Annotated in this window: 25 protein-coding genes; 3 read left to right on the forward strand and 22 right to left on the reverse strand. The window is 64.4% G+C overall.

The features are described from left to right. Positions 1-48: 48 nt before the first annotated feature. A complete protein-coding gene (locus M5B96_RS06870) occupies positions 49-1,326 on the reverse strand; it encodes an MFS transporter (RefSeq protein WP_248795956.1) in 1,278 nt (425 codons plus the stop codon). A 118-nt stretch (positions 1,327-1,444) separates the two neighbouring features. Here M5B96_RS06870 and M5B96_RS06875 point away from each other — a divergent pair, with 118 nt between their 5' ends. Together M5B96_RS06875 and M5B96_RS06880 are read left to right on the forward strand one after the other, a co-directional pair. Continuing rightward, complete coding sequence (locus M5B96_RS06875) at positions 1,445-2,344, forward strand: LysR family transcriptional regulator (protein ID WP_248795957.1); 900 nt, start codon at positions 1,445-1,447, stop codon at positions 2,342-2,344. A 133-nt stretch (positions 2,345-2,477) separates the two neighbouring features. Then, entirely contained in the window at positions 2,478-2,756 is a 279-nt protein-coding gene (locus tag M5B96_RS06880; RefSeq protein ID WP_248795958.1) for an addiction module antidote protein, read from the forward strand. 161 nt (positions 2,757-2,917) lie between these two features. Here M5B96_RS06880 and M5B96_RS06885 read toward each other — a convergent pair whose 3' ends face one another. The 21 genes from M5B96_RS06885 to M5B96_RS06985 form a co-directional block, all read right to left on the reverse strand. After that, positions 2,918-3,265, reverse strand: coding sequence for a DUF6124 family protein (locus tag M5B96_RS06885; RefSeq protein ID WP_248795959.1), 348 nt, complete (start codon positions 3,263-3,265; stop codon positions 2,918-2,920). A 335-nt stretch (positions 3,266-3,600) separates the two neighbouring features. Then, positions 3,601-4,044 carry a hypothetical protein gene (locus M5B96_RS06890; protein ID WP_248795960.1) on the reverse strand — a complete coding sequence of 148 codons (444 nt, stop codon included), beginning with the start codon at positions 4,042-4,044 and terminating at the stop codon, positions 3,601-3,603. 26 nt (positions 4,045-4,070) lie between these two features. Then, a complete protein-coding gene (locus M5B96_RS06895; protein ID WP_248795961.1) occupies positions 4,071-5,297 on the reverse strand; it encodes a beta-ketoacyl-ACP synthase in 1,227 nt (408 codons plus the stop codon). After that, on the reverse strand, positions 5,297-6,025 hold the full coding sequence (locus M5B96_RS06900) for a 3-ketoacyl-ACP reductase FabG2 (protein WP_248795962.1): 729 nt from the start codon (positions 6,023-6,025) through the stop codon (positions 5,297-5,299). The genes M5B96_RS06895 and M5B96_RS06900 overlap by 1 nt, the downstream gene beginning before the upstream one ends. Next, positions 6,018-6,482 (reverse strand): hotdog family protein, encoded by a 465-nt coding sequence (locus M5B96_RS06905; protein WP_248795963.1) that lies wholly within the window; start codon positions 6,480-6,482, stop codon positions 6,018-6,020. The genes M5B96_RS06900 and M5B96_RS06905 overlap by 8 nt, the downstream gene beginning before the upstream one ends. Then, positions 6,479-7,675: a beta-ketoacyl-[acyl-carrier-protein] synthase family protein gene (locus M5B96_RS06910; RefSeq protein ID WP_248795964.1), complete on the reverse strand. Its 1,197-nt coding sequence runs from the start codon at positions 7,673-7,675 to the stop codon at positions 6,479-6,481. Before M5B96_RS06910 ends, M5B96_RS06905 begins: the two co-directional genes overlap by 4 nt. Next, a complete protein-coding gene (locus M5B96_RS06915; protein ID WP_248795965.1) occupies positions 7,672-8,154 on the reverse strand; it encodes a DUF3261 domain-containing protein in 483 nt (160 codons plus the stop codon). Before M5B96_RS06915 ends, M5B96_RS06910 begins: the two co-directional genes overlap by 4 nt. Beyond that, positions 8,151-8,885 carry a class I SAM-dependent methyltransferase gene (locus M5B96_RS06920; protein ID WP_248795966.1) on the reverse strand — a complete coding sequence of 245 codons (735 nt, stop codon included), beginning with the start codon at positions 8,883-8,885 and terminating at the stop codon, positions 8,151-8,153. The genes M5B96_RS06915 and M5B96_RS06920 overlap by 4 nt, the downstream gene beginning before the upstream one ends. Beyond that, complete coding sequence (locus M5B96_RS06925) at positions 8,882-10,129, reverse strand: NAD(P)/FAD-dependent oxidoreductase (protein WP_248795967.1); 1,248 nt, start codon at positions 10,127-10,129, stop codon at positions 8,882-8,884. The genes M5B96_RS06920 and M5B96_RS06925 overlap by 4 nt, the downstream gene beginning before the upstream one ends. Then, positions 10,116-12,530 (reverse strand): MMPL family transporter, encoded by a 2,415-nt coding sequence (locus M5B96_RS06930; protein WP_412548588.1) that lies wholly within the window; start codon positions 12,528-12,530, stop codon positions 10,116-10,118. The genes M5B96_RS06925 and M5B96_RS06930 overlap by 14 nt, the downstream gene beginning before the upstream one ends. Then, positions 12,514-13,221 carry an outer membrane lipoprotein carrier protein LolA gene (locus tag M5B96_RS06935; protein ID WP_248795968.1) on the reverse strand — a complete coding sequence of 236 codons (708 nt, stop codon included), beginning with the start codon at positions 13,219-13,221 and terminating at the stop codon, positions 12,514-12,516. Before M5B96_RS06935 ends, M5B96_RS06930 begins: the two co-directional genes overlap by 17 nt. Beyond that, entirely contained in the window at positions 13,218-13,643 is a 426-nt protein-coding gene (locus M5B96_RS06940) for an acyl-CoA thioesterase (RefSeq protein WP_248795969.1), read from the reverse strand. Before M5B96_RS06940 ends, M5B96_RS06935 begins: the two co-directional genes overlap by 4 nt. Then, positions 13,636-15,180 (reverse strand): HAL/PAL/TAL family ammonia-lyase, encoded by a 1,545-nt coding sequence (locus M5B96_RS06945; RefSeq protein ID WP_248795970.1) that lies wholly within the window; start codon positions 15,178-15,180, stop codon positions 13,636-13,638. Before M5B96_RS06945 ends, M5B96_RS06940 begins: the two co-directional genes overlap by 8 nt. Then, positions 15,161-16,099, reverse strand: a complete 939-nt coding sequence (locus M5B96_RS06950) for a glycosyl transferase (protein ID WP_248795971.1) — start codon at positions 16,097-16,099, stop codon at positions 15,161-15,163. Before M5B96_RS06950 ends, M5B96_RS06945 begins: the two co-directional genes overlap by 20 nt. Beyond that, positions 16,096-16,830: a glycosyltransferase family 2 protein gene (locus M5B96_RS06955; protein ID WP_248795972.1), complete on the reverse strand. Its 735-nt coding sequence runs from the start codon at positions 16,828-16,830 to the stop codon at positions 16,096-16,098. The genes M5B96_RS06950 and M5B96_RS06955 overlap by 4 nt, the downstream gene beginning before the upstream one ends. Further along, the gene (locus tag M5B96_RS06960) at positions 16,823-18,493 is read right to left on the reverse strand and encodes an AMP-binding protein (RefSeq protein WP_248795973.1); all 1,671 of its coding nucleotides are present in this window, start codon (positions 18,491-18,493) and stop codon (positions 16,823-16,825) included. The genes M5B96_RS06955 and M5B96_RS06960 overlap by 8 nt, the downstream gene beginning before the upstream one ends. Then, complete coding sequence (locus M5B96_RS06965; protein ID WP_248795974.1) at positions 18,490-19,035, reverse strand: hypothetical protein; 546 nt, start codon at positions 19,033-19,035, stop codon at positions 18,490-18,492. The genes M5B96_RS06960 and M5B96_RS06965 overlap by 4 nt, the downstream gene beginning before the upstream one ends. After that, positions 19,032-19,286, reverse strand: coding sequence for an acyl carrier protein (locus tag M5B96_RS06970; RefSeq protein WP_100940447.1), 255 nt, complete (start codon positions 19,284-19,286; stop codon positions 19,032-19,034). The genes M5B96_RS06965 and M5B96_RS06970 overlap by 4 nt, the downstream gene beginning before the upstream one ends. Before the next feature lie 9 nt (positions 19,287-19,295). Further along, positions 19,296-19,568: a phosphopantetheine-binding protein gene (locus tag M5B96_RS06975; protein WP_248795975.1), complete on the reverse strand. Its 273-nt coding sequence runs from the start codon at positions 19,566-19,568 to the stop codon at positions 19,296-19,298. After that, entirely contained in the window at positions 19,537-20,355 is an 819-nt protein-coding gene (locus tag M5B96_RS06980) for a lysophospholipid acyltransferase family protein (RefSeq protein WP_248795976.1), read from the reverse strand. Before M5B96_RS06980 ends, M5B96_RS06975 begins: the two co-directional genes overlap by 32 nt. Further along, positions 20,331-21,050, reverse strand: a complete 720-nt coding sequence (locus M5B96_RS06985) for a beta-ketoacyl synthase chain length factor (protein WP_248795977.1) — start codon at positions 21,048-21,050, stop codon at positions 20,331-20,333. Before M5B96_RS06985 ends, M5B96_RS06980 begins: the two co-directional genes overlap by 25 nt. A gap of 362 nt (positions 21,051-21,412) precedes the next feature. On the opposite strand from M5B96_RS06985, the gene M5B96_RS06990 reads away from it, so the two are divergent. Then, on the forward strand, positions 21,413-22,186 hold the full coding sequence (locus M5B96_RS06990) for a ParA family protein (RefSeq protein WP_248795978.1): 774 nt from the start codon (positions 21,413-21,415) through the stop codon (positions 22,184-22,186). Positions 22,187-22,279: the final 93 nt, after the last annotated feature.

The following is a 22,279-nucleotide window of genomic DNA, read 5'->3' on the forward strand; positions in this document are numbered from 1 at the left end:
TTTCCCTGTGGATCAAGCCCCGTGCCTTGGCCCGCGCCAGTCTTGTGACTAGGCTTTCACATTACCCGGCAACGCTGGCAACCGCGCCAGTTTCAACGCCACCAGCAAGGCCACCACCAGCAGCGCGCCGATAAACAGGCCGATGCCGTTCCAGCCGCCGTAGTGCCAGAACACCCCACCGAGGGTCCCGGCCACGCTGGAGCCGACGTAGTAGCAGAACAGATAGAGCGACGAGGCTTGTCCCTTGGCTTTCAGCGCCCGCCGGCCGATCCAGCTGCTGGCCACCGAGTGGGCGCCGAAGAAACCGAAGGTGAACAGCAGGATGCCGAATACCACCACCGGCAGCGGGGTGACCAGGGTCAGGACGATGCCCACCAGCATCATCAGGATCATGCCCCAGAGCACTTTGCGCCGGCCCAGCTTGTCGGCCAGGGCGCCGATCTGCGCGGAGCTGTAGATGCCCGACAGGTAGACGATCGACAGCAGGCCGACAAACGCCTGGCTCATGCCATAGGGTTCGGCCAACAGACGGTAGCCGATGTAGTTGAACAAGGTGACGAAGCTGCCCATCAGCAGGAAGCCTTCGAGGAACAGCCACGGCAGGCCGGCATCGCGAAAGTGCAGGGTGAAGCCGTCGATCAGGCTGCGAGTATTGAAAGTGCTGGCGCGGAAGTTGCGCGACGGCGGCAGGATCTTCCAGAACACCGTGGCCGCGATCAGCGCCAGGACACCGATCACCAGCATCGCGGTGTGCCAGCTGACGAAGTCGATCAGCACGCCAGTGATCAGGCGCCCGCTCATCCCGCCGATGGCATTGCCGCCGATATACAGGCCCATCGCCAGACCGATGTGGCTGGGGTGAATCTCCTCGCTCAGGTAGGTCATGCCGACCGCCGCCAGGCCGCTGAGGGAAAGCCCCACCAGGGCCCGCATTACCAGTACGCCCTGCCAGTTGGGCATCAATGCGCCGAGTATGGTGAACAAGGCTGCACCGAACAACGCCACCACCATCACCGGCTTGCGCCCGAGGCTGTCGGAGATCGGCCCGGTGATCAGCAGGCCGATGGCGAGCAGGGCGGTGGCCACCGAGAGGATCAGGCTGCTCTGGGCGGCATTGATCCCGTACTCCTTGGACAGCACCGGCATCATCGGCTGTACGCAGTACAACAGGGCAAAGGTCGCGAAGCCGCCGGAGAACAGCGCCAGCACCGTGCGCATAAATGCCGGGGTGCCTTTTTCGATATAGGTTTCGTTGAGTTCGGCGACCACATCGTCCAGCGCGCTGGGGGGAATCTCGTGGGCGAGGGGAGCAACAGCAGTTTTCACGGGGGACCTCGGAGGGAGCAGCCGGTCAGGCAATGGAAAAAGCATATAGCTGGCTAACTATTCTTTCCAATATATTGTTCGACCTGTTTGATAGGTTTTACGACTTGATGAGGTGTTCATGGAATTGCGGCATTTGCGCTACTTCATCGCGGTGGCCGAAGAACTGCATTTTGGTCGCGCCGCCGAGGTGCTGGGGATTTCCCAACCGCCGCTGAGCCAGCAGATCCAGGCGCTGGAGCAGGAGCTGGGGGCGCGGCTGTTTGACCGGACCAATCGTCGGGTCGAGCTGAGCGAGGCGGGGCGTTTGTTCCTGCAAGAGGCGCGGTTGGTGCTGGCGCAGGTGGACAAGGCGGCGGATGTGGCGCGGCGGGCACAGTTGGGGGAGCTGGGGGAATTGAAGATCGGGTTTACTTCGTCGGCACCGTTCAACTCGACCATTCCCCAGGCGATCTTTGCCTTTCGCCAGGCATTCCCGGCGGTGCATTTGAACCTGCGGGAGATGAGCAGCAAGACGGTTGCCGATGGTTTGATGGACGAGTCCATCGAGGTGGGCTTGATGAGGCCTTTGGCGCTGCCGGAGGCCTTGAGTGTCGTGGAGTTGATGCATGAGCCGTTGGTGGCGGTGCTCAGTGCCAAGCACCCGTTGGCCGGCGGCAGTGAGGAGGGGATGTATTTGTCCGAGCTGGCGTTGGAGCCCTTTGTATTTTTTCCACGCAGTTACGGCAGTGGTTTGTATGCGCAGTTGCTGACCTTGGCGCGACAGGCAGGATTCAGCCCGCACTTTGCCCAGGAGGCGGGGGAGGCGATGACCATCATTGGCTTGGTGGCGGCGGGGTTGGGGGTGTCGGTGCTGCCGGCGTCCTATCAGCGGATTCGGATCGACGGAGTGGTTTATCGGCCCTTGCTTGACCCGGATGCGGTGTCGGCGGTGTGGCTGGTGCAGCGCAAGGACCAGAAATCACCGATGGCCAAGGCATTTATCGAGTTGCTGACGCGTCGAGCGGTGCCACAGGTCTGAGATCTGAAGTGGGATTCAGCAAAGAGTTTTTGCTTACAGTTTTGCGCTATCAGCTTGTTGTTTGTGGATTGCATAGTTCGGTCGTTTTTCCAACACCGTTGCGCGGGCGACGACTGACGAAGGAGCAAAACACATGGTTGGGCAATTCTCTGAATGGGACTCTGCTGACTATCTCAAGACCCCGCAGGACAGAGCGAATTACTTGAGTGCCTGCCTGGAAGAGGCGGGTGATGACTCTGTGTTCATGGCCGATGCGTTGGTCGTTCTGGCCCGGGCGTGCGGTATGCCGCAGATCGCGCAGGGCGCGGGGTTGTTGCTATCGGAAGAGGGTGAACTTGAGTTCTGGACCTTTTTGCAGGTCATACGGGCGTTGGGATTCAAGCTTCAGGTATCCGTTGTTAGGAAGGTTTGAAGCCGAGCGCGGTTTTGTGGCGAGCGGGCTTGCCCGCGCTCGGCTGCGAAGCAGTCGCAAAATCGGTTATCTCGGACTGCCTGATACACCGAGTCCGCCGGTTTTAGGGCCGCTTCGCGCCCCAACGCGGGCAAGCCCGCTCGCCACAAGGGTGTAACCGTCTAGTGCAGTGGCAGATTGTCCAATGACTGATCCAGCTCGGCTTTCGCCATTTCCACCAGATGCATGGCCGAGAACGCCAGCGCTCGTTTGGAGCCACTGAGTCCATCGCCGGACTCGTAGGCAGTGGCCGCCGCGCAGGTCAGCAGCTCGGAGACGTGAACCAGGGATTCCTCCAAGGTTCGACCAGGTTTGGTGTTGGATAGCCGGATAGTATCCGGAGATGCCGGTGCTGGGTTGGGCAGATAGTGATCAAGAGCCCGCTGGATGGCGGCCTGATCCTTGAACCGGTCGGCAGAAGGGAAAGCGTTGGGATCTTGGACAGGTGGTGCGGGAGTGGTTTTGCTCATGGTCAAGCTACTGACAAAAAATGGAGCTACCTAAACATCACTTGCAGATGATGGGTGGCAGCTGTACGCGGGCCTGCAAGACCGAAATGTCAGGGACATCGGCTGGCCCGAAGGCCACCCGCGCACAGCCACCAAGGCGCCGGCTTGCCGGCGATGGCGTCCTCAAGAGCGCCACTGCATACAACCTAGCCCATAGGATCTTGGCCAACCAGCGATAGCGATGCTGTCTGTCACATCGCAATCGCCGGCAAGCCGGCTCCTAAAGGGGGCGCGTGCTCAGCTCAACCAGCAGGTTTCAGCTGACTGAACCTTCGCCAGATTATCCCTCAACACCATTACTGGGAAAGCGGCTGCGCCTCGCCAACACCCATCGCACGCGCCGACGGCTGGTCATGATGGGCACGCAGCTCGGCGAGGATGTCCTGGTCCAAAAAACGCACCCAGCGCAGGTAGTTCTTGTGGATCTTGCCGTCCTGGTAGCCCATGCCGCTGCTGTCGCGGTAGACGATGGTGTAGCCGCTGGCGCTGTAGTTGATGTCGATCTCGACGTGGAATTTCTCCCGCACGGTGATCTCGGCCTGGACCTGGCCCGGGTTGACGCGCTGTACACTCCACTCACGTTTGCCCAGGGCCGTGACAATCGCTTGTTTCACCTGGTCCTGGCTGGCCTGGACCTCTGGGGTGAGGGTGCGGCTCGGGTTGACAATGGGTTTGCTGGTACAGCCCGCCAGGGTCAGCAGGGCCAGGGTGACAAGTGCGGCACGAAGCAGGGAAGACATTCCGTTTTCTCCAGTAGGTCAAAAGATCAGCGCCAGCGTCGGAACACCAGGGAGGTGTTGACGCCGCCAAAGGCAAAGTTGTTGTTCATCACATACTCGTTGCTCATCTGCCGGAACTCGCCGCGCAAATAATCCAGCTCGCCGCACTGCGGGTCGATCTGGTCGAGGTTCAAGGTGTGGATGTAGTGGTCACGGTTCAGCATCTCGATGCTGAACCAGGATTCCAGCGCCCCGCAGGCGCCCAGGGTGTGGCCGAGGAAACTCTTCTGCGAACTGATGGGCATGCGGCTGCCGAACAGGCTGCTGGTGGCCAGGGTTTCAGCGATATCGCCCTGTTCGGTGGCGGTGCCATGGCCGTTCACATAACCGATGGCGTCCGCCGTCAGGCCGGCGTCTTCCAGGGCCAGCTCCATGGCCCGGCGCATGGTGCTCTGCTCGGGGCGCGTGGCATGCTGGCCGTCGGCGTTGCTGCCGAAGCCGACGATTTCCGCATGAATATGCGCGCCGCGGGCCAGGGCATGTTCCAGTTCTTCAAGTACCAGCATGCCGCCGCCTTCGCCGATCACCAGGCCATCGCGGTCGCTGTCGTAGGGCCGCGGACTGCTCTGCGGCGCAGCGTTTTTCAGGCTGGTGGCGTAGAGCGCGTCAAACACCATGGCTTCGGTGGGGCACAACTCCTCGGCACCACCGGCCAACATCAGTGGCAAGCGTCCGAACTTGATCGCCTCGTAGGCATAGCCGATGCCCTGGCTGCCGCTGGTGCAGGCGCTGGAGGTGGGGATCAGGCGCCCGGTCAGGCCGAAGAAGATGCTGATATTCGCCGCCGTGGTGTGCGGCATCATGCGCACGTAGGAGTTGGCGTTGAGCCCCTCGGCCACCGAGTTGATCAGCATCATGCCGAAGGCCTTGATCTCGTCGGTGCTGCCGGTGGACGAGCCACAGGCCACGCCCATGCGCCCGTCGCGGATGATCTCGTTGCCCAGCAGGCCGGCGTCGGCCAGGGCCATTTCCGCCGCGCCGACGGCGAAGCGCGAGACCCGGCCCATGCTGCGCAGCTGCTTGCGGGTCCAGTGCGACGGCACCGCGTAATCATCGATCGGCCCGGCCAGGCGCGTGTTCAGTTCAGTGAAGCGCTCCCACTCGGTCATGTAGCGGATGCCGCTGCGGTTGGCGCGGAAGTTGGCCTCGATGCTGGCCCAGTCGCTACCCAGGGAGGTGATGCCGGCCATGCCGGTGACGACGACGCGCTTCATCAGCACAGGCCTCCGTTGACGGCCAGTACTTGCCGGGTGATGTAGGAGGCTTCCGCGGACATCAGGAAGTTCACCGCGCCGGCGACTTCTTCCGGGGAGCCCATGCGTTGCGCCGGGATCATTTTCAACAGCTCTTCGACCGGCACGTTGTCATCGAGCATGGCGGTGTCGATCAGGCCCGGGGCGACGCAGTTGACGGTGATCCTGCGTTTGCCCAGCTCGATGGCCAGGGCCTTGGCGGCGCCGATCAGGCCGGCCTTCGAGGCGCTGTAGTTGACTTGCCCACGGTTGCCGATCAGCCCGGACACCGAGGTGATGCAGACGATCCGTCCAGGGGCTCGACGACGGATCATCGGCATCATCACCGGGTGCAACACATTGTAGAAACCGTCGAGGTTGGTGCGCAGGACCAGGTCCCAGTCCTCTTCGGAGAGCGCCGGGAAAGCGCCGTCGCGGGTCAGGCCGGCGTTCAGTACCACACCGTAGTAGGCGCCATGTTCTTCGACGTCGGCTTCCAGGCGGGTGCGACAGGCTTCACGGTCGGACACATCGAATTGCAGCACGCGGGCCTGGCGCCCCAAGGCTTCGATTTCGACCCGCACGGCTTCGGCGTCGGCGCGGCCGCTGCGGCAATGCAGCACCAGGTCGAAACCGGCACGGGCCAGGCGCAGGGCGATTGCACGGCCGATACCGCGGCTGGAGCCGGTGACCAGGATGGATTCAGTCATGACGCGACTCCTGTGATTCGGATAGATAAGCGGCGGCCTGGGGCGGTCGGAACACGTTCAAGCGCGCGCTGGCATGGATGTCGGGACCGGTCAGGTGGCATTCGAACACGCCCATGCCGTTGTCGTCTTGCAGCGAACGCAGGGCATGGATGCGCAGTTCGCTGCCGGCGGGAAAGTGTTCCACGTTGCAGTCGAATTTGCGCGTGCCGAGCAGGAAACCCAGCTCCACCGGCTTGCCTTCGCCACGGGCGCGGCAGCCGGCATAGGCGGCGATGCTCTGGGCCATCAGTTCGATCCCGACCCAGGCCGGCAGGCTGCCGTCCTCGCGGTTGAACAGGCCGTCCGGGCGCACGGTGAGGCGGGTGTGGATCTGTTCTTCGTCGCAGGACAGGACCTGGTCGATGAGGATCATGTCCCCGGCATGGGGCAGCAATTCGGCGAGCGGCCAATCGATCATGGGGCGTCTCCGATAATCAGGCTGACATTGTTGCCGCCGAAGGCAAACGAGTTGCTCATCAGGCGGCGCGGTGGATGGGGGGGGAGGCAATCGCCCGGCTTGACCCAGTTCAGGGGCGGCAGTGCCGGGTCGGCCTGGCCGTCCCAGATGTGTGGCGGCAGGGCGGCGGTCGGGTTGTCGGCACTCAGGCTCAACCAGCAGAACGCTGCTTCCAGTGCGCCGGCGGCGCCGAGGGTGTGGCCGGTCATCGGCTTGGTCGAGGAGCAGGGCAGGCTGGCCGGGAACAACCTGGACACCGCCAGGCTTTCCATGGCGTCGTTGTGCTGCGTGGCGGTGCCGTGCAGGTTCATATAGCCGATGTCTTGCGGTTGCAGGCCGGCCTGCTTCAGCGCTTTGCCCATGGCCTGCACGGCGCCCTGGCCGGTCGGGTCAGGGGCGGAAATATGGTGGGCGTCGCAACTGGCCCCGGCCCCGAGCAGGGCAATGGCCGGGCCGTTGTCGGCGCTTTGGGTCATCAGGAACAGCACCGCTGCTTCGCCGATATTGATGCCGTTGCGGTTCAGCGAAAACGGATTGCAGCGTTGCGCCGACACCGCTTCCAGCGAGCTGAAGCCGCGGAGCGTCAGCTGGCACAGGCTGTCGACCCCGCCGCACAGCACGGCGTCGCACAGGCCGAGGTCGAGCAGGCGCCGGGCGCTCATCAGTGCCCGCGCACTGGAGGTGCAGGCGGTGGAGATCACGTAGGCCGGGCCGCGCAGTTGCAGCCAGTCGGCGAGGAAGGTCGCCGGGGCGCTCAGTTCCTGTTGCTGGTAGTCGTAGCCATCGGGGAAGTGCCCCTCGTTCATGTAGCTGGCGATGCCATGGCTGGCTTCGTCGATGCCCGAGGTGCTGGTGCCCAGGACGATGCCGATGCGTTCGCGACCATAGGTGTCGATGGCATGCCGGATCGGCCCGGCGATTTGCAGCGTGGCCTCCATCAGCAGTTGATTGTTGCGGCTGGCCTGGGCGCTCAGTTCGACGGGAATCGCAGCCAGTTCGCCTTGCACGGCGGCCACCGGCAGGATGCGCTCGGGCACCCAGCCGCTTTCCGGGCGCATGCCCGAGCAGTCGCCGGCAAACAGCTTGCGTGCCACGCTCGACTTGTCGCGGCCCAGCGCGCAGATCACGCCGAGGGCGTTCAGATAGGCGGTCATGGGGCAGCCTCGCTCAACGGACTGATTCGGTAGTGCAGAGTGTCCGGCAGGCTCAGGGTGAATTCCAGCGGCTGGCGATAACTGACTCGCCAGCGGGCATCGAGAACGCGCTCCGTGGCTTGGCGTTGCGCGCTCGGGTAGTTACCCGTCAGTTCGGCATCCGGGGTCAGGGCAAACAGCAATGCGGCGAACAATTCACGCGCCTGGGGATTGGGCGGTAACAGTCCGTCGGCTTGCCATTCGCCGTTCGACAGGCGTTGGCGGGCCAGGGGAATGCCCAAGGGGTCCATCAGTGACCAGCGCAGGCCGCCGGCCTCGCGCTGGATCACCAGCAGCCAGTCCTGGCGCTGTCCGGCCTGTTCGCGCTCAATATGCAATTGCAGCGGCAAGGCCAGGCTCGGTGCGTGCACGGGCAGCGGCGCGCGGCTGGCGCAGGCGCTCAGCAGCAGGAGGCAGCCCAGCAACAGGGCGCGGATCATTCGCCGCACTCGCCGAAGGGTTTGCGCGCGACCACGTTGACCAGGGTCTCCTCACGCTGGCCCGGTGGCGGTGGGTTCTTCAGGCGCAGGCGTTCCAGCAGGCCGAAGTCCTTGGCCCGGCTCCACCACAGGTAAGGGTAGGAGATGTTCCGCGGGGTGAATTCGAAACCCTGGTCGCGGAGCATGTCGAGGTACTGCGCCGCGCTTTTCTGCACATGCATCGGGTGGCGGAACAGCCAGCGAATCACCCAGGTATCGATATAGGCTTCGGTGGACTCGGCGAACAACAGGTAACCGCCCGGCTTGAGCACCCGATAGAACTCCGCCAGGGCGCGGTCCTGCTGCACCAGGTGATGGAAGGTCTGGTGGCAGAAGAGGAGATCGACGCTTTGCGACGGCACCTCGAGGGTCGCGCAGTCGCTGCCGATCAACTCGACTTCCAGGCCACGGCGCTGCGCCTCTTCGCCGCTCAGTTTCAGGCTGTGGGGATCGGCGTCGAGGCCGATCAGTCGCGCCGGAGCGAAGACCTGCTGCAGATACTGGAAGGACTTGCCCTGGCCGCAACCGGCATCGAGTATCACCGGGTTGGTCGGCAGGGCCTCGCTGAACAGGCCGCGCAGGTCGTTGATCGCCACCCGCAGTACGTGGTGTTGCCAGGTGTGGCTGCGCAGGAACCAGAAGCCGAAACGGGTTTCCTCGACGTAAGTGTCGCTCAGGTAAGGGGGGCTCATGTCGGGGTGCTCGCGCAGATTTCCGACAGCATCCGCAGACGGCGCCGGGGTTCACTGACAAAGGGGTTGCGCTCGTCCCAGGCATAGCCGGCGAGGATTGCGCTGATCATGGCGCGGATTTCCGGCGAACTGCCGGGATGGAAGATCACATCCTGGAAGGTCCCGGCGTACCAGCCTTCGACGTAACAGCGGAAGGTGTCGACACCACGTTTGAGCGGCTCGGCGAACTGGGTCTGCCAGTCGACGCTTTCGCCTTGCAACTGACGATGCAACAGGCCGGCGGCCATGCTCGCCGAACGCATGGCGATGGTCACGCCGGAGGAGAACACCGGGTCGAGGAATTCCGCGGCGTTGCCGAGCAGGGCGAAGCCCGGGCCGTGCAGGGTTTTTACGTTGGCCGAGTAGCCGCCGATGGTCCGTGCCGGGGTGTCCCATACGGCGTTTTCCAGTACGGCTTGCAGGCTCGGGGTTTCAGCGACGAAGCCCTTGAGACAGGCATCCAGGTCCTCGCTGCGTCCGGCAAAATGCTCGGCGGCGGCGACCACGCCGAGGGAGCAGCGGCCGTTGCTGAAGGGGATGGTCCAGAACCAGATATCGCGCTGTTGCGGATGGGTGGTGATCAGGATCTTTTCCCGCTCGAAAGCGGGATGTTCGATACGGTCCTCGATGTGGGTGAAGACCGCCTGGCGCAGCGGGAAACTCGACGGCGCTTCGAGGTCGAGCAGGCGCGGCAGCACCCGGCCGTAGCCGCTGGCGTCGAGGACGAAACGCGCTTCGATCAGGTATTCGCCGCCGTCTTCGCGACGGGCCCGCAGCTGCGGTTGTGGCAGGTCGAAATCAACGCTGACGATTTCCTCGCCGTAGCGGATTTCCACACCTTGCAGGGCGGCCTGGTCCGCCAGCAGTTTGTCGAAGTCGGCACGCTGGACCTGGAAGGTGCTCGGCTTGCCATTGCTGAAGGTCTTGCCGAAATCGAAGGCGCTGTAGTGTTCGCCCCAGGCAAAGGCCGCGCCGTTCTTCAGCTGGAACCCGGCGGCGTTGACGGCGTCGAGCATGCCGGCTTCTTCGACGAAGTCCAGGCAATGCGAGAGCAGGCTTTCTCCGATGGAAAAGCGCGGGAAGTGCTGGCGCTCGACGATCAGCACGTCGTGGCCGTTGCGTTTGAGCAAGGCGGCGGCGATGGCGCCGGAAGGGCCTGCGCCAATCACCACGACTTCGCGACGTTCCATATCAATCATTGGCACACAGGCTCCTTGCGGGGTTCGATGGTTTCGAAGGGATAGGGCTCGACTCGACAGTGGTGTCCGAGTGATCGGCTTGCGGTGTCGCGGTCAGGTCGGTCGGGCGTGCGGCCCAGGGCGCGAGCAGGAAGCTGAAGGCCAGTCCCAGGCTCACCGCCAGGCCGAAGTTGCTCACCGCTGGCGTGCTGGAAATCGCCAGCAGGCCGAACGACAGCCAGGTGGTCAGGGCGGCCAGCAAGGTGCCGAGCAGGCTGACGGCGGCACCGCCGATCTGTTCGCGCATCAGGATCGCATAGTCGACGCTGATGGCGGTCACCAGCAGCAGGCCGAACAGGCTGAACAGCGTCAGCGGCTGGCCGAGCCAGCCGAGGCTGGCCAGGCTGCAGAGGGCCGCCAGCAGCGGCAGGGCAACGATCCGCAGGGCGCCGCCGAGGCCGAACGGCAGGATCAGCAGCAGCACGATCAGCACGCAGGAAGCCAGTTTCAGTTCAGCGGCGCTGACCTGGGTGGCGGCGAAGACCTTGTTCAAGTCGCCCAGCCGGTCCACCAGTTGCACCCCCGGCAGATCCACGGCTTGCGCCCGCAACAACTCGGGGTTGTTCAGGCCGCGCAGGCTGACCATGCCGGCCACGCCGTCGGCCTGCGGGCCGAGCCAGAGCAGGCGCCAGGGTTCGGACAGCGGGCCCTGGAGGGCGCTGTCGATATCCTGGATCGGCAGGGCTTGCAACTGGGCCAATTCGTTTTGCAGGGCCGCGGCCGGCACGCCGAGGTCGAGCAAGGGTTGCCAGAAATTCGCCAGTTGCTTGAGCGAGTCCTGCAGTTGCCGCTGTTCCCGGGGCAGGCTGACCACCTGGTCCAGCGACTGATAGCCCTGCAGTTTGCCCTGGCTCACCAGTTGCGCGAGACGTTCGCCGAGTGCGGCCTGGCGCTCCAGCAATTGTTGTTGATCGGCGCCGCGCACCAGGAAGAACTGGCTGGTGGGCTGGTAGCCGGTGATCCGCGCGACCGCCTGGGCGTCGGCCAACAGTTGCGGCGGCGCGGCGACCCATTGGCGGATATCGTTCTTGCTCGTCAGCTGCCACAGGCCTGCGGCGCAGAACAGCATCAGCAGCGCCAGCAGCAGCCGGCTGCCGACCTTGCGCAGCAGCGCTTCACGTACCTTCAGCAAGACTTCGCAAAGTCGTAGAGGCCATTGCGCTGGACGCAGGTCGGCGCCCTTGAGCAGCGCCGGCAGCAGGCAGACGGCGGTCAGGTAGGCGCCGAGCAGGCCGGCGGCGGAGAACACGGCGATCTGGGTCAGGGCCGGAAACGGTGTCCAGGCCAAGGCCAGGTAACCGATGCAACTGGTGGCCAGGCTCAGGCTCAGCCCGGGCAGGGTGATACGCAGGGCCGGCCAACTGTGCCAGGGCTTCAGGCTCCAGCTCTTGGACAGATAGTGCAGCGGGTAGTCCACGGCCACGCCGATCAGGCTGGCACCCAGTACCAGGGTCATCACATGCAGGTGACCGAACAGCGCCACGCAGGCCACTGTGCCGAACAGCATGCCCACCAGTACCGGGACGAAGGCCAGCAATACCCGCCAGCGCCGGAAGGCCAGCAACAACAGCAGGAGAATGCCGAAGGTGGCGCCACCGCCGACCCAGGTGATTTCCCGGCTCGCCTGTTGCTGGCCGGCGGCGGCATACAGCAGGCCGCTGGCAGCGAGCAGTTGCGCGTCATCGCGCGCGGCCTCTTCGCGACCTTGCTTGAGCAGTTCGGCGACCTGCGCCGGCAGCTTCATGTCGAAGGCGTTGCCGCGAGTGTGGGCGCGCAACAGCACCCAGCTTTTGCCATCGGCCTCGGCGATCAGCGCACCGCTGCCGATATCGAATTGCACCGCGCCGGGTTTCGGCTGGCTGTCCTGGATACGTCCGGTCAGGCCGAGCCAGTCATCCTGACTCGGTACCAGGCTGATCCCGGCAAAGGGATCGAACAGCGCCTGGACCCGTTGCTGGATAAACGCCGCCGGCTGGTCGATCAGTTGTTGCCGGTCGGCGCGGGCGAGCATCGCCAGGCGGCTGGCCAGCAGTTGTGCACGCAAGGCCGGGAGGTCGGCCTGCAAGCTCCACTGCACGCTTTCGAACAGTCCGCTGGCCTGCCAGCGCTCACCCAGGCGCCGAGCCAGGGCAATGGCTTTCTGGCGGTCGGCCTGGCCCACCAGCACCAGCATTTGCCGGTTCAAGGGTTCCTGCATGCGCTGTTCGGCCTTGAGCTCCAGGGCATTGGGGGCCGAGCCCGGGACCAGTTCCATGAGGTCGGCCGACAGCGGCGCGCCATGGCGCCATTGCCAGCCAGCCAGGGCCAACACCGCCAGCAGCAGGATCAGGAACAGGCGCGGGAGCAGGCGTTCACTCGGCAAAGTCATGCTGCTCCGCGTCGCTCAGGGGCTGGTCGGCGCTGCTGTCCTGCATGCGCAGGAGCGTGCTGTCGCCCTGGGTTTCCAGCAGTTCGATGCGCTGCACCAGCTCGCCGCCGTCGATATTGATCCGGGTGAAGATCTGCTTGAGCAGCTCCGAGCGCGGAATCAGGGTCAGTTGCCAGTGCCGGGCCTCGCCTTGTAGTTGCAGTTCGAAATCCCGTTGCAGGCCAGTGCTGTCGCCTTGCAGTACGGCGATGAACAGGCGGTTCTGCTCGGCCCCGGCGCTTTTGTTCGGGACCATTTGCCAGCCGCTGGGGTCGCGGCGGGCGATGCCCTTGGTGCTGATGCGGTAGTCCTGCTGCAACGGGGTCTTGAGCAGCCAGAGCAGGCCGTGGTCCTTGGCGAGGACGAAGCTGCCCTTGCTGGTCAGCGGTTGCGGCAGGGCGCGCAGGTGTTTTTCCTGGATGAAGTTGCCGTGGATCACCGAGGGCCTGGCCAGTTGCTCGCTCAGTTGCTGCAGGTCGAAGGCCGAGGCGTGGGCGGGCAGGCCCAGGCAGAACAGCAGGCTCAGCAGGCAAGCGAACCGTGTAGGAGCTGGCTTGCCAGCGATAAGGCCCTTGAGCCTTGTAGTGAGCCTGCCGACGCCATCGCCGGCAAGCCGGTTCCTACAGGTTTTGTGGCGTACCTGGATGTTCATGCCAGCACCTTTTCGACAGCGGCGACGAAGATTTTTGGCGAGGCCAGTTGCATCTCGCGGCTTTGGATCTCCACCGCCACCTGCACGGTGCTGGCGCGGGTCAGGCGTTCGCCGCTGGCCAGGTCGGTGATCAGGTAGTTGACCTTCAAGCGGTTCTCCCACTCCACCAGGTTGGCCCGCACATTGATCTTCTGGCCGAACACCGCCCCGCGCACATAACGCAGTTGCAGGTCGATCACCGGCCAGGCGTAGCCGGATTCGAGCATGTGCGTGTAGTTATGGCCGATATGGTCCAGCAGGGCGCAGCGGGCGACTTCCAGGTACTTCACGTAATGGCCGTGCCAGACCACATGCATGCTGTCGACGTCGAAGAACGGCACCAGGATCTCGGTATCGACATGCAGTACGCCGCGGCTACGCATGCAGCCTCCAGTGTTGCTCGGCGATGCGTTTCAGGCACAGGCGCAGTTCGGCTTCGAGGGCGCGATCTTCGATCACCGGCGGGAAGTCCCTGGCCAGGGCTTGGTGCATCGCCGCCAGGGCCGGCGGCAGCGGCCGCGCATCGCTGGCCTGGCTGCGCAGCCAGACACCCTGGTTGGCGGCGAGCAAGGTGGCAGCGGCGACCTGTTCGGTCAGCTCCAGCACGCGGATCGCGTCGCGGGCGGCGATGGTGCCCATGCTCACCTTGTCCTGGTTGTGGCATTCGGTGGAGCGCGAGAACACGCTGGCCGGCATGGTGTTTTTCAGCGCCTCGGCGGTCCAGGCGCTGGCGCCGATCTGCACGGCCTTGAAACCATGGTTGAGCATCGCGCGTTCGGCGCTGGCGCCGGACAGGTTGCTCGGCAGGCCGTGGTTGTAGCGTACGTCCACCAGCAGCGCGAGCTGCCGATCAAGCAGGTCGGCGACGTTGGCCACCAGGGTCTTGAGGCTGTCCATGGCAAAGGCGATATGCCCGCCGTAGAAGTGCCCGCCATGGAGCACGCGCTCCTCTTCGGCATCGATGATCGGGTTGTCGTTGGCGCTGTTCAGTTCGGTTTCGATAAATGCGCGCAACCAGCCCAGGCTGTCGGCCAGCACGCCGAGCACATGCGGTGCGCAACGCAGCGAGTAGCGATCCTGCAGGCGGTGCAGCGGCGCGGTTGGCGCGTCGATGGCCAGGTCCTTGCGCAACCAGGCGGCCACTTGCATCTGCCCCGGGTGCGGCTTGGCGGCGAACAGACGCTCGTCGAAGTGCTCCGGATTGCCTTGCAGCGCCACCACGTTGAGGGCGGTGATGCGGCTCGCCAGTTGCAGCAGGTAGTCGGCACGGGCAAAGGCCAGGCAGGCCAGGCCGGTCATCACCGCAGTGCCGTTCATCAGCGCCAGGGCTTCCTTGGGCCGCAACACCAGCGGGTCCCAGCCGAGTTCCCGGTGCACGTCACTGGCCTGGCGGCGTTCACCGCGAAACAGTACTTCGCGTTCACCGGAGAGGGTCGCGGCCACGTAGGACAGCGGCGTCAGGTCGCCGCTGGCACCAACCGAGCCCTCTTCGGGAATCAGTGGCAGGATATCCAGGTCGAGGAAGGCCTGCAGGCGTTCCAGCAGTTCCACGCGCACGCCGGACACACCGTGGCACAGCGACTGCAAGCGCGCCGCCAGTACCGCGCGGGTCGCCTGCGGGTCGAGCAGATCGCCGAGGCCGCAACCGTGGAAGGTGTAGAGGTGGCGTGGCAGGGCCTCGACATGCTGCAACGGCACCGCCACCACGCAGGAGTCGCCATAGCCGGTGGTGACGCCGTAGATCACGCCTTCCTTGTCCAGCAGCGAGTCAAGGAACTGCGCGCCCTTGGCAATGCGCCGACGGAACGCCGGGTCGCCTTGCAGTTGCGTCGGCACCTGACGGTTGGCCAGGGCCAGCACGTCTTCGATGCGCAGCGGGAGTTCGCCGAAGGTGACCGGCTCAAGCGGATGCGTTGTCATCGGATTTCCAGAAAGGGTAGAAATTGAACCATTGGTGCGGTGCCTGCAGGCAGTACTGGCCCAGGCGCTCGGCGTAACGGGCGGCCCAGTGGGCGATCACCTGTTCGCGGTCGCTGCGTTTCCACTGCACCGTCTCGGTGAAGGTTTCGAGGGTGATGCGGTAGCGACCCCGGAGTTTCACACAGAACAGCAGGTTGACCGGGCATTTCAGCAATCCGGCCAGCAGCCACGGGCCTTGTGGGAACGCGGCGGGCTGGCCGAGGAAATCCACCCGCACGTGGCGCCCGCCATGCAGCGGTACGCGGTCGCCGGCAATCGCCAGCCACTCGCCACGCTCCAGGCGCTGGCTCAGTTGCAGCATGATCGCCGGATCCAGCTCGCTGACCTGGATCAGCCGCAGGTTGCTCGCGCCGGCCTCGCCCAGCAGGCGGTTGAAGCGCTCGGCGTGCTTGGTGTGCACCAGCACGTTCATGGTGACCTTTTCCCCCAGTTCGGCGAGCGCGCGGCAGACTTCCAGGTTGCCCAGGTGGGCGCCCACCAGCATCTGCCCGCGTGCGCCGCGCAACTGATCGCGGAGCCGTGCCGGATCGATGATCTCGAGTTGCTCGAGGCGCAGCTTGCCGTTCCACACGTCGAGCTTGTCCAGCAGCGAGTCGGCGAAGGCCATGAACTGCCGGAAGACCTTCATGCGGGTCGGCCGCAGGGCGCCTTGGCCGCTCCAGTCAGCCAGGCGCTGCTGGTAGTGCCAGGCACTCTGCCGGGCATCGCGGCCGAACAGGAAAAAGTACAGGACGATGCCGTGCAGCACCGGGCTGAGCACCCGGCGGCCGAGGACCCTGACGCCGAAGGCGGTGAGTTTCATCAACCAGAAGCTGCCGCGCTCCTGATGGTCGGCCCAGTGTTTGTCTGCTTCGCTCATGCCCGCCACCGTCGCCAGAGGATGCTCGGCAGGCGCACCAGCATGCCGAAGAACATCCGGGTGTGCATGCTGGAAATCAGCGCGTTGTCGTGGAACATACGGAAGTGCGAGAGACCGTCCCGGGGGTAATGCACCTTGATCGGCAGCCAGCGCATGGGCTGGTTGCGCCAGGCCAGGCGCACGAGGATTTCCGAGTCGAAGTCCATGCGCTTGCCCAGCTTCGCCGAGTCGATCAACGCCAGTACCGGTGGCAGCGGGTAGATCCGGAAGCCGCACATGGAGTCGCGGATCTGCAACGACAGGCTGTTGATCCAGACCCATACGTGGGTCAGGTAGCGGGCGTAGAGCCGGCCCTTGGGCACGCTCTCGTCGTATTGCGGGTAGCCACAGATCAGCGCCTCGGGATGGCGGCGCGAGGCGTCGAGGAAGCTCGTGACGTCGCTCAGGTCGTGCTGGCCGTCGGCGTCCACTTGCAGGGCGTGGCTGAAGCCCAGGCGCGTGGCTTCCCGCAGCCCGACCATGACCGCACCGCCCTTGCCCCGATTGACCGGTAGTTTCACCAGGGTGATGCGTTCGTGTTCGGCGAGTCGTTCCAGCACCGCCGCGCAGGCCGGGCTGCTGCCGTCGTCCACTAACACGCAGGGTAAACCGATGCGCAGCAGGGCTTCGATTACCGCGGGTACGGCGGCTTCATGGTTGTAAACCGGGATGATTGCGCAGGGCTTATGCATGGGCCGCCTCCAGCACAATGCGTCCGCTGGAGCAGGCGGCGGCCGCATTGCGAAAGGCGAAATGCAGTTTGCTGCGTTCACGGTCGAAACGCAGGCTCAGTTCGAGCCTGTCGCCCGGACGCACCAGTTGCTGGAACTTCAGCACTTCCATGCCGGCGAATTTTTCCGGCAGCTCGAGTCGCTGGCGACCCAGCTCCAGCGCCCAATCCACTTGCACCACGCCGGGCAGCACCGGAGTCGTCGGGAAGTGGCCGCTGAAGTAGGCCAGGTCCAGCGGGACGACCAAATGCAACAGCCATTCTCCGTCCATCTCGTGTTGTGAGAGCAGTTCCGGGCCTTTGGGGCGCGGGGCCTGCAACAGGGCCTGGACTTCGGCTTGCGGCAATTTGCCCTGGGAATTCAGTGGCATCTGCCGCAGCAAACGCCAGCGGCGTGGCAGCGCCAGGGCTTCACAATGTTTGAGCAGGTGTTTGCGCAGGGCCTCGGTCAATGCCCGCCGGCCCTGGTTGCGCAGGCTGTGCAGGCCCTGGTCGGAGAGCACCAGCAGCGCGCCGAGGTAGGCGCGGTTTTCCTGCACCACGCCCAGGCGCGCTTCGGCGACCCACTCGTGTTCCATCAGGGCCTGTTCCAGCATCGGCAGGGAGATGCGTTTCTCTTCCAGTTTGACGATGCGGTCCAGTCGTCCCAGCAGTTCGAATCGACCGTCGGCTTCGAAGCGTGCCGCGTCCGCCGTTTGCTCGACATGACCGGCCGGCAGGTAAGGCGACGCCACCCGCAAGGCACCGTCCGGATCCTGGCTCAGTTGCACATCGGCGAAGGGACGCCACAGCGGGTTACCCTGGCGCCAGGCGATACCGCCGGTTTCCGAGCTGCCGAGAATTTCCGTCGGCCATTGCCGCAAGCGTTGCCGCAGGCCGGACGCAGCCTCGGGCGGGAGCGCGCCGCCGGAAGAAAACACCCGGCGCACCAGGCTCAGGGCCGGCCAGTCGAGGTTGTCGCCCATGCGCTTGAGCAGGGCCGGGCTCGCGACCCAGGCGAACTGCGGCTGTTCACGGCTGGCGCGCTGCAAGTCTTCCGGGAAGGCCAGTTGCTTGCGCACGAAGGTGCGGCCGGCGCACAGCGGCCAGAGCACGCGAAACAGCAAACCGTAGATATGCTGGGTGGCGACGCTGCCGATGATGCACGCCTGGTCGAGGTCGGCGCCCCACAGTTGTTCCAGGGCCAGGACTTCATTGGCCAGTTGGCGCAGGCTTTTGTCGATGCGCTTGGGTTCGCCGCTGGAGCCTGAGGTACACAGGCTCAGGCGGCACTCATCGAGATCGAGCGCGGCCGGGCTCAGCGCTTCGCGGCAGAGGTCTTCGAGGGCGTGGCTGTCACTCAGCCACAGGTCGACATCCGCTGCCCAGCGCTGGCGGGTCTGTTCTTGCAAGTCGGCGGGCAACAGCACCCGGGCACCGGCGCGCCAGGCCCCGAGCAGGGCGACGGCCAGTTCCCCGGCATCTTCCAGATGCACGGCAATATGCTTCACGCCACGGGCCTGCAAGCCGGCCGCCAGGCTCAACGCCCGCTGCGCCAGACCGGCATGATCCAGCGGCGGCTCCAGGGTGACTGCCCGCGATTCGTGCGACTTGAGCAACAACTGCTCAAGGTTTATCCAGTTCATGCGCGGCCTCTTACCCGTTGTCGTACCAGCCACTCAATGGCGAACAGCAAACCCATCAACCCATAGGAGATCAGGCCGGTGTACAGCGTCCACCAGCTCAGCGGCGCCCAGAGGGTCAGGGCGGCGGCAATCAGACCGTTACAAAGAAAAAACAGGCTCCAGACGCGGGTCACCTGCCTCGTATAGTGGATGGCCACCTCCGGCAACCGCGGCTCGCGCAAACGGGCCAGCCGCTCGACCATCGGCGGGCCGATTTTCAGGCTCAGGCCGAACAGCCCGAGCATGAAGGCGCTGATCAGCACCGGGTACCAGCGCAGCAACAGCGGACTGTTCAGTACCGCGAGCAGGCCGCAGAAAGCGATGGCGCAGAGGGCCATCCACAGGCTTCCGGGGCGCCGCTTGCTGGTCAGGGCTCGGGCCAACCACAGGCCGCCGAGCAACAGCCCGAACTGCCAGGGGGCGAAATGCTCCATGCCGAAATACACCGCAAAGGGGTACAGCAGGCCCGCCAGCAGCAGGCCCAGGCCGATCAGGCGTTTCATGCGGCCGGTTGCACCAGGCGAAAGACCGCCTCGACCACATCGTTGACGGTGCGCACTGACTTGAACTCCTCGGCGGCGATTTTCTTGCCGGTCTGACGCTTGATATGGTCGATCAGGTCAACGGCATCGATGCTGTCGATTTCCAGGTCCTGGTACAGGTTGCTGTCGAGGGTGACGCGTTCGGGTTCCAGTTCGAAGAGTTCGACCAGGGCATCGCGCAGGGTGTTGAAGATGTCGTCACGGGTTTGCATGGTACGGCCTCACGCTGCCTGTTTTGCCGTGACGAAAGCCGCAAGGCTGGCCACGTTGGAGAAATGGTCGCGGGTGTCCTTGGCGTCCGCATCGATCTTGATGCCGTAGCGCTTCTGGATTGCCAGGCCGAGTTCGAGGGCATCCACCGAATCCAGGCCCAGGCCTTCGCCGAACAGGGTTTGCTCGTTGCCGATGTCTTGCGCGCTGATGTCTTCCAGGCCCAGGGCCTCGATGATCAGCTCTTTGATCTCAAGGTGCAGGGCAGGGGTTGGATCGCTCATCTGAGGCGAGCTCCTTAATGAAGTAATGGTGCAGATAATCGTTGAGTTTGCGCGAGGCCTGGGGCGCGGGGCCCTGCGCGGCAAAGTCTTGTGGGTCTATATCGGCGCCGACCCGGAAACTGAAGTGCACCCGGCGTTGCGGAATCCGATACCAGGGTTCAGCCTTGGTCAGGGTGGTGGGGCTGACCTTGATCACGACCGGGGTGATGATTCTCGCACCCCGCAGGGCAATCGCGGCGGCGCCGCGATGAAAGGCGGGTGCCGCGCCCGGGGTGGTGCGGGTGCCTTCGGGAAAAACGATCAGGGTCTGGCCGTCTTGCAGGGCGCCGGCCGCAGCGTCGAGCATGTCCAGGCTGCCGTCGTTGCTGATGTATTCGGTGGCGCGCAGCGGCCCGCGGGTGAAGGGGTTTTGCCAGAGGCTCTGCTTGACCACGCAGTTGGTGTGGCGCACCAGGCCGATCAGGAACACCACGTCGATCAGCGACGGGTGGTTGGCGATGATCATCTGCCCGGGACGTCCGAGTTTTTCCGCGCCTTCGACTTCATAGGTCAGTACGCCGCTGCGAGCCATGAAACGGATGAACAGCCAGAACAGCCGGCTGACCGTTTGTCGCGCGCGCTGGCGCTGGCGTTCGGCATTGCCCGGCAGACAGCCGAGCAAGGGGAATATCACCAGACGCAGGCACAGGCCGCCCAGCCCGAACAGGGCGAAGCTCAAGGCGGTGGCCAGCAAGCGCCAGTAGTAGGCGTCGCGGGGCTTGCTCATGCTCGGCGTTGCCAGTTCCATACCCGGGTCTTCCATCGGTGTTGGCAGGAGGTGTGTTGACCGAGCAGGGTACGCAACAGATCGAGGGCATGGGGCCACTCGCTGTGGCGCTGTTCGTCCGCGCCGCTTTCGAGGGACAGTTGCCACTCGTCGCCTGGGGTCAGCAGCAGGCCGAGGGCGTAGGGGAACGGCACGTCGTCGATCCAGTGGCGGTAGGCTTCGGGCGGTTGTTCTTCGGTGATCACCAGCAGGACCGCCGGGGCGCCTTCGGCGAGCAGCGCGGCGGCTTCGAGCATGCCGTGCTCGAGGCCGTCGCCGTTGGCGGCCAGGGCGGTCATTTCGCTGGTTTCTCCGCGCAGGATCGACCATAGGCCAATCACCGCGTTGTGCACCGACAGGCTGAACTGGGTCGGCGACAATGGCTGATCGGCCGCCAGGTCGCAGAGGATCTCGAAGGTACGCGGGGTTTCGCCGTGGCGGGAGATGAACACCAGCGGCAGTTGCGCGTGCCCCTCGGCCAGCGGCCAGCCGACGCTGAACGCCATGCGCGCCAGGCGGCTGAGGCGGCGGCGCTGCATGGCTGGGAGGAAGGACACATCCGGTGCCGCATCGCTGGGTGCGGGTACGCAGGGCTGGCGGCTCCAGGCCTGCCAGTCGTCCGCACTTTCCAGGCCCGGGGCCCAGGCGCGCCATTGGGCGATGTTGAAGTTGATCACTGAATGTCTTCCCGCCCCTGCGGGCTTCCTTGAACGCTGATGGTTGATCCTTGAACCCCTACCAACCCTGGCGTGGCGCGATGGCCGAGTGGCGCGCATTATCCCGGTGCGCAAGGCCTGTAGCAAATTTTTGGTCACATTTTGCACGATTAAATTTGCCAAATGCGAAGGGTGGGCTAGCAACTGGCTATTATTCGTAGTTTTTTTGATACGTCTGTCAGTGATTTCGCGACTTATAGGGGAATTACCCTGAATTCGTGACGTTATGACGAACTGATAGGTCATCCTTGTCCCGCCAAGGTGGCGCGGCAGCGGCCAAGCCCTCTACACTCGGTGATCCATTGATACACGGAGGTCTTGTCATGCGGCGTGTGGTGTTCAATCAGAAAGGCGGGGTCGGCAAGTCGAGCATTGCCTGCAACTTGGCGGCGGTCAGCGCCAGCGAGGGCTATCGGACCCTGTTGGTGGACCTCGATGCCCAGGCCAACTCCACGCAATACCTCACCGGGCTCACCGGCGACGACATCCCCATGGGCATCGCCGACTTCTTCAAGCAGATCCTCTCGTCCGGGCCGTTCTCGAAGAAAAACCAGGTGGATATCTACGAGACGCCCTTCGACAACCTGCACGTGATCACGGCCACGGCCGAACTGGCTGACCTGCAGCCCAAACTTGAAGCCAAGCACAAGATCAACAAGCTGCGCAAACTGTTGGATGAGTTGTCCGAAGATTACGACCGCATTTACCTGGATACGCCGCCGGCGCTGAACTTTTACGCGATATCGGCGTTGATTGCCGCCGATCGCGTGTTGATTCCCTTCGATTGCGACAGCTTTTCCCGCCAGGCGCTGTATGGCCTGCTGGCCGAGATCGAAGAGTTGAAGGAAGACCACAACGAAGGCCTGCAGGTGGAAGGGATCGTGGTCAACCAGTTCCAGGCACGGGCGAGCCTGCCGCAGCAGATGCTCGACAGCCTGATCGCCGAAGGATTGCCGGTGTTACCGGTGTATCTGGCCAGTTCGGTGAAAATGCGCGAGTCCCACGAGGCCAACAAGCCACTGATCCACTTCGATCCGCGGCACAAGCTGACCCAGCAGTTCGTCGAGTTGCACGCATTGCTGGAAAACAACGCTTGATGCCAATACCCGCCCGCCAAGGCTGAATGTGCAGAGCTTGCTCGCGAAGAGGCCCGTGAGAGCACTAAAAGTTTCGCGGGCAAGCCGACAGTG

It is taken from the genome of Pseudomonas sp. MWU13-2105, from assembly GCF_023242315.1.
Classification (GTDB): Bacteria; Pseudomonadota; Gammaproteobacteria; order Pseudomonadales; family Pseudomonadaceae; genus Aquipseudomonas.

Bases quoted from the DNA above. Each gene is read 5' to 3' on its own strand.
- M5B96_RS06920 (WP_248795966.1), bottom strand. From the start codon at position 8,885: ATGAGCCCCCCTTACCTGAGCGACACTTACGTCGAGGAAACCCGTTTC.
- M5B96_RS06955 (WP_248795972.1), bottom strand. From the start codon at position 16,830: ATGCATAAGCCCTGCGCAATCATCCCGGTTTACAACCATGAAGCCGCC.
- M5B96_RS06935 (WP_248795968.1), bottom strand. From the start codon at position 13,221: ATGAACATCCAGGTACGCCACAAAACCTGTAGGAACCGGCTTGCCGGC.
- M5B96_RS06930 (WP_412548588.1), bottom strand. From the start codon at position 12,530: ATGACTTTGCCGAGTGAACGCCTGCTCCCGCGCCTGTTCCTGATCCTG.
- M5B96_RS06895 (WP_248795961.1), bottom strand. From the start codon at position 5,297: ATGAAGCGCGTCGTCGTCACCGGCATGGCCGGCATCACCTCCCTGGGT.
- M5B96_RS06945 (WP_248795970.1), bottom strand. From the start codon at position 15,180: ATGACAACGCATCCGCTTGAGCCGGTCACCTTCGGCGAACTCCCGCTG.
- M5B96_RS06960 (WP_248795973.1), bottom strand. From the start codon at position 18,493: ATGAACTGGATAAACCTTGAGCAGTTGTTGCTCAAGTCGCACGAATCG.
- M5B96_RS06980 (WP_248795976.1), bottom strand. From the start codon at position 20,355: ATGGAACTGGCAACGCCGAGCATGAGCAAGCCCCGCGACGCCTACTAC.
- M5B96_RS06970 (WP_100940447.1), bottom strand. From the start codon at position 19,286: ATGCAAACCCGTGACGACATCTTCAACACCCTGCGCGATGCCCTGGTC.
- M5B96_RS06880 (WP_248795958.1), top strand. From the start codon at position 2,478: ATGGTTGGGCAATTCTCTGAATGGGACTCTGCTGACTATCTCAAGACC.
- M5B96_RS06950 (WP_248795971.1), bottom strand. From the start codon at position 16,099: ATGAGCGAAGCAGACAAACACTGGGCCGACCATCAGGAGCGCGGCAGC.
- M5B96_RS06940 (WP_248795969.1), bottom strand. From the start codon at position 13,643: ATGCGTAGCCGCGGCGTACTGCATGTCGATACCGAGATCCTGGTGCCG.
- M5B96_RS06900 (WP_248795962.1), bottom strand. From the start codon at position 6,025: ATGACTGAATCCATCCTGGTCACCGGCTCCAGCCGCGGTATCGGCCGT.
- M5B96_RS06885 (WP_248795959.1), bottom strand. From the start codon at position 3,265: ATGAGCAAAACCACTCCCGCACCACCTGTCCAAGATCCCAACGCTTTC.
- M5B96_RS06875 (WP_248795957.1), top strand. From the start codon at position 1,445: ATGGAATTGCGGCATTTGCGCTACTTCATCGCGGTGGCCGAAGAACTG.
- M5B96_RS06965 (WP_248795974.1), bottom strand. From the start codon at position 19,035: ATGAAACGCCTGATCGGCCTGGGCCTGCTGCTGGCGGGCCTGCTGTAC.
- M5B96_RS06915 (WP_248795965.1), bottom strand. From the start codon at position 8,154: ATGATCCGCGCCCTGTTGCTGGGCTGCCTCCTGCTGCTGAGCGCCTGC.
- M5B96_RS06975 (WP_248795975.1), bottom strand. From the start codon at position 19,568: ATGAGCGATCCAACCCCTGCCCTGCACCTTGAGATCAAAGAGCTGATC.
- M5B96_RS06990 (WP_248795978.1), top strand. From the start codon at position 21,413: ATGCGGCGTGTGGTGTTCAATCAGAAAGGCGGGGTCGGCAAGTCGAGC.
- M5B96_RS06905 (WP_248795963.1), bottom strand. From the start codon at position 6,482: ATGATCGATTGGCCGCTCGCCGAATTGCTGCCCCATGCCGGGGACATG.
- M5B96_RS06890 (WP_248795960.1), bottom strand. From the start codon at position 4,044: ATGTCTTCCCTGCTTCGTGCCGCACTTGTCACCCTGGCCCTGCTGACC.
- M5B96_RS06910 (WP_248795964.1), bottom strand. From the start codon at position 7,675: ATGACCGCCTATCTGAACGCCCTCGGCGTGATCTGCGCGCTGGGCCGC.